We start from the raw sequence: 7,973 nt of genomic DNA on the forward strand, positions 1-7,973 counted from the left end.
CGTCGTTCCCCAGGCCCGGGCCTTGCTCGTCCCTCGTTGCTCGTCCCTCGTCGCTCAGAGCGAGCGGGCCAGCGCGCACGCGCCCCGCAGCGAGGAGAGGCCGCCGAGGACGGCCGGGCGGACCGGTGAGCTCGGGCCGCCGGTCCTGGTCAGCCGGCACACGTGCCGGGCCACCCCGTCGACGAACCCGGGAATCCCCTCGGCGAAGCCACCGCCGATCAACGTGAGCCGCGGATGCAGCAGTTCGTGCACGCCGACCACCGCCGCGGCCAGCGCCGCGCCCGCCTCGTCCACGGCGGACACAGCCCACGGCGCACCCTGGAACACACCCGCGCGCAACGCCTCGAAGGTGACCTCCGCCCCTCGCAGTCGCGCCGCCCGCCGCAGCGTGGCCGGACCCGAGGCCACGGTCTGTACGCATCCCCGGCGCCCGCACACGCACGGGGCGCCGCCCCGCTCGACGATCACGTGCCCGATCTCGAACGAACCCAGGCCGGCCCTCGGGCAGACGCCCCCGCCGTCGACGAAGCCGCCGCCGACACCGGTGCCCACTCCCAAGTAGAGCAGCCGGTCGCAACCCGCCTCCTCCGCCTCGGCGAGCGCGCCCAGATCACCGTCGTCGGCCCAGCCGACGGTCGCTTCGGGGAACAGCTCCCGCAGCGACGCCTCCAGATCGACGCCAGTCCACTCCGGCCGGGTCGGCCAGGCCACGACCCGGCCCGAAGGGTCCACGGTGGCGGGCATGGCGACGCCCACCGCCCGGAACCTGCCGTCGTTACCGTCGCCCGTACCCGAGCTCGTACCCGTGTCCGTACACCCGCGCATGCGAGCGCGCAGCTCGCCGACGGCTTCGGCTAGCTGCGCGAGATCCGCTGTGGCGCTGTGGCGTTCGTTCCACGGGAAGGACGTCTCGTACGGGTCCTCGCCCTCGGACTCGACCCGGAAGGCGACCTTGGTGCCCCCGACATCGACGCCGAGGTGACGTCTCGTCCCCACTGTGCGATCCACCGCCCGCCTCCTCGGGCCCCTCAGTGACCGGGCAGCGCGGGGCAGACCGCGAGCAGGTCGGCGGGCGAGCGCAGCACCACGTCGGGACCGCAGGCGAGCAGCTCCTCCTCGTCGAGGGTCGCCCACACGGCCGCGGCGGTGGAGACCCCCGCGCCCTGGGCGCTGGCCATGTCCGTGGGCGCGTCGCCCACCATGACGGCGCGCTCGGCCGGTACGCCGAGCAGCTCAAGGGCATGGAGCACGATGTCCGGGGCGGGCTTCGGCCGGGGGATCTCGTCCGATCCGATCACATGGTCGAAGTAGGGAAGCAGTCCGAGGACGTCGAGCAGCGAACGGGCCCGCGCGCCGGCCTTGCCGGTGGCTATGGCGAGGCGCAGGCCACGGGCGCGCAGGGTCGTCAGGAGGTCGACGACGCCGTCGAAGACCCGCACCTGCTCCGCGAGGCGGTAGCTCTCACGGACGAAGGGCTCCTCCATCTCCAGCGGGAGGCCCATGATCTCCATGATGTCGGTGAAATAGCGGCCCTGGTGGCGCTGGTACTCCTCGAACGGCGCGGGGCCGTCGCCGACGACCTCCGCGTACGCGCGCGTGAAGGCCTCGTTCATCACCGCGAGGCTGTCGACGATGACGCCGTCCAGATCGAAGATCACGGCGTCCCTGACCGGAATCAGCGTTGCCGTCGGGGTGTCGTTCGGTTCGACTGGGCTGGTTGTCATGACATTCCCAGGGGGAGGAGGGGGGAGGGTTCGGGGGAGGGCGCGCCGAGCGCGAGGGCGGACTCGTAGAAGCGCTCCGTGATCCGGATGTTCCTGCGGATGTCCGCCACGGCGCTGCCGCGGTGGGCGGGATCGCCGAGGAGCCGGGGCAGGTCGTCGAGCTGGCGGCCGTACTCCACGCCGATCGGCTCGGTGGGCAGCGCGACGGACTCGGTGCTGCCCTCGCGGGTCAGCGTGAGCGTCGGCACGGGTTCCCGGTTCGGGCTGAACCCGAAGACGCACCGCAGGGTGGCCGTGCCCGCGCTGCCCTCGACCCGGATCAGCGTGAGGTCGCGTTCGGCGTGCGAGGCCCAGCTGGCGCGCAGCGCGACCGAGGTGCCGTACTCCGACACCAGGAAGCCGCGGGCCGTGTCCTCCACGTCACCGCGGAGCTCGGCCTGTGGGCCGTCCTGACGCCAAGCGGCGCCCCACGACGGGTCGTTGACGAAGTCGTCGGAGACCGTGCCCGCGACCTGGACCATGGGGACCGGCCCGAGGATCGCGTCGAGGGTGTCGAGCAGGTGCCAGCCGAGGTCCAGCAGGACACCGCCGCCGGCCTGGCTGCGGCTGGTGAACCAGCCGCCGGACTTCGGCACGCCACGCGCCCGCGTCCAGGCCAGCTCCACGTGGCGGACGGTGCCCAGCGAGGGCACCAGGTCAAGCAGCACGCCGATGTCGCCCCGGTAGCGCGAGGCGCTGCCGGCGAGCAGCACCGCGCCGCCGTCGGTCTCCGCCTGCGCGAGCTTCTCGGCCTCGGCCGAGTTCAGGCAGACCGGCTTCTCCACGAAGACCGGGATGCCCCGCTCCAGCAGAGCGACGGCCACCTCGGCGTGCAGGTGGTTGGGTACGGCGACCACGGCGAGGTCGACGGAGCGGCGGTCGAGCTCGTCGACGTCGGCGAGAACCGCGGGTACTCCGGTTGGTATGCCGGTCGGTACTCCGTTCCCGTCCCGCGCTTCGTCCGGTTCCTCGCCCTGTGCTCCGTCCCGCGCCGCCTCCTGCTCGTACGCGGCGCGGGAAGCCGCGCTCGGGTCGACGACGGCCACGACGTCGAACGCGGGGTGCTCCCGCAGCCGGGGCAGCCACAGCTCGCGCCCCGCCCAGCCGAGCCCGACGACAGCGACCCGGACGCTCATCGGGCGGCCAGGGTCTCGGCCACCACCTCGGCCACGATGGCCGCGGTGACGTGCATGTCCTCCTCGGTGCCGAGGAGGACCCGGTGCTGCAGCCAGACGCAGTCCTGCGTGATGGCTTCGGTGTGGGGGCAGAGCTCGGCGAGCTCCTCCACCGTCATGTCCGGCGCGCCCGTCTCCCAGAACGCGTCGGTACGGTAGACCGCGCGGAAGGCGACGAAGGCCGGCAGTCCGCGGGCTACGAGCGACTCGACCAGCGCGTTGCGGCCCTCCTCGCCGATGCCGGGGATCCGGAACATCGCCATGTAGTGGCTGTTGTGGTCGGCGCGCGGGTCCACGGTCTGCGGGACCACGCCCTCGATCTGCCGCAGCAGCTCCTGGAGCACCGGCCAGCGCTGCTGACGGGTCGCGATCTGCGAGTCGAGGCGCCCCAGCTGCGCGCGCAGGACGGCCGCCGAGAACTCGTTGAGCCGGAAGTTGGAACCGCTCGTCTTGTGGAAGTACCGGCGGTCGGTACGGGGACGGCCGCAGCTGTGGCGGATGAACGCCTTCTCGTACGTCTCCGCGTCCGAGAAGAGCACCGCTCCGCCCTCGCCCGCGGTCATCAGCTTGCCGTTCTGGAAGCTGAACGCCGACACGGGGCTCAGCTCGCCGACCCGCTTGCCCTCCCAGCGGGCGCCGTGCGCGTGCGCGGCGTCCTGCAGCAGCGGGATGCCGGTGTCGGCGGACAGCTTGCCGAGGGCGTTCATGTCCGCGATCTGACCGGCCATGTGCACCGGCATGATCGCCCGCGTCCGGGAGGTGACCGCGGCGGCCGTCGCCACCGGGCCGATGTTGTACGTGTCAGGGTCGACGTCCACGGGGACCGCGACGGCGCCCAGGCGCTGCACGGCCTGCGAGGACGAGATGAAGGTGAAGGCCGGGACGATGACCTCGTCGCCCGGGCCGACCCCCATCAGCTGAAGGGCGAGCTCGAGCGCGTGCGTCCCGTTGGTGACCGCCAGCGCGTACGGCGCGCCATGGTGAGCCGCGAACTCCCGCTCGAACGAGTCCACTTCGCTGCCGCCCATGCGCCACCACTGACCCTGCTCCAGCGCACGGATCAGGCCGGCCCGCTCGTCATCGCCGAACTGCGGCCATGCAGGGAATTCCGGTGCCTGTCGGGGATTCATGAATCTCCTGTTCTCCCGCCTGGGCGGGAATGCGTCCGAGGGTGCCCGGGAACATGCCACGGACGGGTTCCGCGTCCCGAAACACCGTCACCGTGCTGAAAATCGCCTGTGAATTGCCGTGGGCCGGTCGACATGGGTGATGACGCGGACGGCATCGTGGCTGGGGTTTCCTCAGGGTAGTGCGGCGCCTTCGGTCGGACATCCCCCGGTCTGGTAGTGATCGGCCGCCTACCCGGGCGCCCGAAAGGGCCCCGTCAGGCCCTACCAGGGTGAGGGATGTCGCGCCCCGACACCCCGAACTAGCCTGGCCGAAAGATCCAGGCTTGGGACTTCTCTCGAACGATTCTGGTAATTCCGGAAGGTGTGGCGTCATGGTGCAGGGCGAAATCATCAAGACACTTCCGGAAGTTCTCCTTGAGCACGCCGAACGATTCGGCGACAAGACCGCGTTCGTGGACCGAGGACGCTCGGTCGGCTACCGGGACCTCGAGGCGAGGACGGCCCGGCTGGCCGGCCATCTGGCGGACCTCGGTCTCCGGCGCGGTGACCGCGTCGCCATCCTGCTCGGCAACACCGTTTCCACCATCGAGAGTTACCTCGCGATCGTCCGCGCCGCCGGCGTCGGCGTCCCCGTCAACCCGCGCTCCACGGCCGCCGAACTCGACCACATCCTCGGCGACAGCGGCGCCCGGTTCGTCATCACCGCCCCGGAGAGCGCCGACCGACTCCTCGACCGGGCGGCACAGGCCCCGCCGATCGGCCCCCTGACGCTGCTCGTGACCGGCGCGGGAACGCTGCCGGCGGGCTGCCACTCGTACGACGAACTCGCCGCCGGAGACCCGCAGGACGACGGGCCCTCCCCGTCCGGCCCTCGGGACGACCTGGGCCTGGACGAGGTGGCCTGGCTCTTCTACACCTCCGGCACCACCGGTCTCCCCAAGGGCGTGCTGTCCACCCAGCGCAACTGCCTCTGGTCCGTGGCGAACTGCTACATCCCCGTCCCGGAACTCTCCGCCGACGACCGCGTCCTGTGGCCCCTGCCCCTGTTCCACAGCCTGTCCCACATCGCCTGCGTCCTGTCGGTCACCGTGGCCGGCGCCACCGCCCGCATCCTCGACGGACACTCCCCGCAGGACGTCCTCGACGCGCTCCGCGACGACCGCTCGACCTTCCTCGCCGGCGTCCCGACGACGTACCACTACCTCGTCGAGGCCCTACGGGACAGCGGCTCCACCCTGCCCGAGCTGCGCATATGCCTCGTCGGCGGCGGCGTGACCTCCGCCGCCCTGCGCCGGGCGTTCGAGGACACGTTCGCCGTGCCCCTCGTCGACGCCTACGGCAGCACCGAGACGTGCGGGGCGATCGCCATCAACGCCCCTCACGGCTCCCGCGTCGAGGGATCCTGCGGTCTGCCCGTCCCCGGCGTCGGGGTCCGCGTCGTCGACCCCCACACGGGCGAGGACGTCCCCGCCGGGCGGGAAGGCGAGGTCTGGGTCCAGGGGCCGAACGTCATGGTCGGCTACCACAACAGCCCGGAAGCCACCGCCGAGGCGCTGCGCGACGGCTGGTTCCGCACCGGTGACCTGGCCCGCCAGAACGAGGCGGGCCACCTCACCATCTGCGGCCGCACCAAGGAACTCGTCATCCGAGGCGGGGAGAACATCCACCCCGTCGAGGTCGAGACCGCACTGCGCTCCTTTCCCGGCGTCGCCGACGTGGCCGTCGGCGCCAAACCCCACGAGGCACTCGGCGAGGTGCCCGTCGCGTACGTGGTCCCCGGCCCGTCGGGCTTCGACGAGGAAGCGCTGCTCGCGCACTGCCGCGCACAACTGGCCGCCTACAAGGTCCCCGAGGAGATCCACGAGGTCGAGTCGATCCCGCGCACCGCGTCGGGGAAGGTCGTCCGGCACCGCCTCGCGGACGTCCCGGGACGCCTGAGGATCGCGGTGGACACCGCCGGCCGCTCGTTCCGGCTCGCCGAACCCGACTCCGCCGTCCACGCCGCCCTGCGGGCGGACCTCACGGGCCGGGAGAAGAGCGCGCAGCTGCGCGTACTCGAAGAGCTGGTGCGCACGCAGGCAGCGGACGTGCTCCGCCTCCCCTCGGCCGATGATGTCGCGGCCGACCGCGCCCTGCGCGACCTGGGATTCACCTCACTGGCCATCGTCGAACTCCGCAACCGGCTCGTCCTGCACACCGGCCTGCGCCTCCCCACCACGATCAGCTTCGACCACCCGACCCCGCGCGCCCTGGCCGCCCACCTGCGCGCCGAGATCCTGGGGATCGAGGAGGATCGCTGGGACGCGGACGCCGTGGGAGCGGGGGACTCCGACCCTCACGACCCGGTCGTGATCGTGGGAATGGCCTGTCGTCTGCCGGGTGGTGTGACGGGCCCGGAATCTCTGTGGCGGTTGGTGAGTGAGGGCCGCGACGGTCTGTCCGAGTTCCCGACGGACCGTGGTTGGGACTTGGACGGTCTGTTCGATGAGGATCCGGACCGTCCGGGGACGACGTATGTGCGTCGTGGTGGGTTCCTTTATGAGGCGGGTCGGTTCGATGCGGGGTTCTTCGGGATCTCACCGCGTGAGGCGACGGCGATGGACCCGCAGCAGCGGCTGCTGTTGGAGACCTCGTGGGAGGTGTTCGAGCGGGCGGGGATCGACCCGGGTGCTCTGCGGGGCGCCGAGGTGGGTGTGTTCTCGGGCGTGATGGGCCAGGGGTATTCCTCGGGTGAAGGTGTTCCCGCCGAGCTGGAAGGGTTCGCGGGCACGGGCAGTGCGGGCAGTGTGGCCTCGGGCCGCGTGTCGTACGTGTTCGGCTTCGAGGGTCCCGCGGTGACCGTGGACACGGCCTGTTCGTCGTCGCTGGTGGCGATCCACCTCGCGGCGCAGGCGCTGCGGCAGGGCGAGTGCTCCATGGCCCTCACCGGCGGTGTGGCCGTCATGGCGACTCCCGACTCCTTCATCGGCTTCTCGCGGCAGCGCGCGCTCTCGGCCGACGGTCGGTGCAAGTCGTTCGCGGCCGGGGCCGACGGCACGGGCTGGTCCGAGGGCGTGGGTGTCCTGCTGCTTGAGCGGCTCTCGGACGCCCGTAAGAACGGTCACCAGGTCCTCGCGGTGGTGCGGGGTTCGGCGGTGAACCAGGACGGTGCGTCGAACGGTCTGACCGCTCCGAGCGGTCCGGCGCAGCAGCGCGTGATCCGCAAGGCGCTCGCCAGTGCCGGCCTGACGTCGACGGACATCGATGCGGTGGAGGCGCACGGTACGGGTACGACGCTCGGGGACCCGATCGAGGCGCAGGCGCTGCTCGCGACGTACGGGCAGGGGCGTGAGGAGGGTCGGCCGCTGTGGCTCGGCTCGCTGAAGTCGAACATCGGGCACGCGCAGGCCGCCGCCGGTGTCGCCGGTGTGATCAAGATGGTCGAGTCCATGCGCCGTGGTGTGCTTCCGGCGACGCTTCACGTGGACGAGCCGACCTCGCAGGTGGACTGGGCGGCGGGTGCGGTCGAGCTGCTCACGGAGTCCCGGTCGTGGCCGGAGACCGAGCGTCCGCGCCGGGTGGGCGTGTCGTCGTTCGGCGTCAGCGGTACGAACGCGCACGTGATCCTGGAGCAGGCGCCGGACGGTGAGCTTCCGGACTCCGGGGCGGACCTCGTCGACGGTGATGCGGTGCTGCCGTTCGTGGTGTCGGCGAAGGGTGCGGCGGCGCTGGCCGGTCAGGCACAGCGGCTGGCCGCGTTCGTCGAGGCGGGCGAGAGCGTGTCGCTCACGCAGGTCGCGGGGTCGCTCGCCTCGGATCGTGCGGTGTTGTCGGATCGGGCGGTGGTGGTCGCGGGATCGCGTGAGGAGCTGCTGACGGGTCTCGGCGCGCTGGCGCGCGGCGAGTCGGACGCGACGCTGTTCAAG

5 protein-coding genes are annotated in these 7,973 nt (G+C 71.9%); 1 reads left to right on the plus strand and 4 read right to left on the minus strand.

The window, feature by feature from the left end; genetic code table 11:
* Positions 1 to 54: 54 nt before the first annotated feature.
* From ACFWR9_RS42095 to ACFWR9_RS42110, 4 genes are read right to left on the minus strand one after another with little or no spacing between them, the layout of a single operon-like run.
* Complete coding sequence (locus ACFWR9_RS42095; RefSeq protein WP_383852798.1) at positions 55 to 1,008, minus strand: ROK family protein; 954 nt, start codon at positions 1,006 to 1,008, stop codon at positions 55 to 57.
* Positions 1,009 to 1,028: 20 nt separating this feature from the next.
* Entirely contained in the window at positions 1,029 to 1,724 is a 696-nt protein-coding gene (locus ACFWR9_RS42100) for an HAD-IA family hydrolase (protein ID WP_383852801.1), read from the minus strand.
* Positions 1,721 to 2,899, minus strand: coding sequence for a Gfo/Idh/MocA family protein (locus tag ACFWR9_RS42105; RefSeq protein WP_383852804.1), 1,179 nt, complete (start codon positions 2,897 to 2,899; stop codon positions 1,721 to 1,723). Before ACFWR9_RS42105 ends, ACFWR9_RS42100 begins: the two co-directional genes overlap by 4 nt.
* On the minus strand, positions 2,896 to 4,068 hold the full coding sequence (locus ACFWR9_RS42110; protein ID WP_383852807.1) for a DegT/DnrJ/EryC1/StrS family aminotransferase: 1,173 nt from the start codon (positions 4,066 to 4,068) through the stop codon (positions 2,896 to 2,898). Before ACFWR9_RS42110 ends, ACFWR9_RS42105 begins: the two co-directional genes overlap by 4 nt.
* 371 nt (positions 4,069 to 4,439) lie before the next feature.
* Here ACFWR9_RS42110 and ACFWR9_RS42115 point away from each other — a divergent pair.
* The coding region (locus tag ACFWR9_RS42115) for a beta-ketoacyl synthase N-terminal-like domain-containing protein (RefSeq protein WP_383852810.1) at positions 4,440 to 7,973 on the plus strand (3,534 nt) is incomplete at its 3' end.

The sequence above is a fragment of the Streptomyces sp. NPDC058534 genome (assembly GCF_042717365.1).
Classification (GTDB): Bacteria; Actinomycetota; Actinomycetes; order Streptomycetales; family Streptomycetaceae; genus Streptomyces.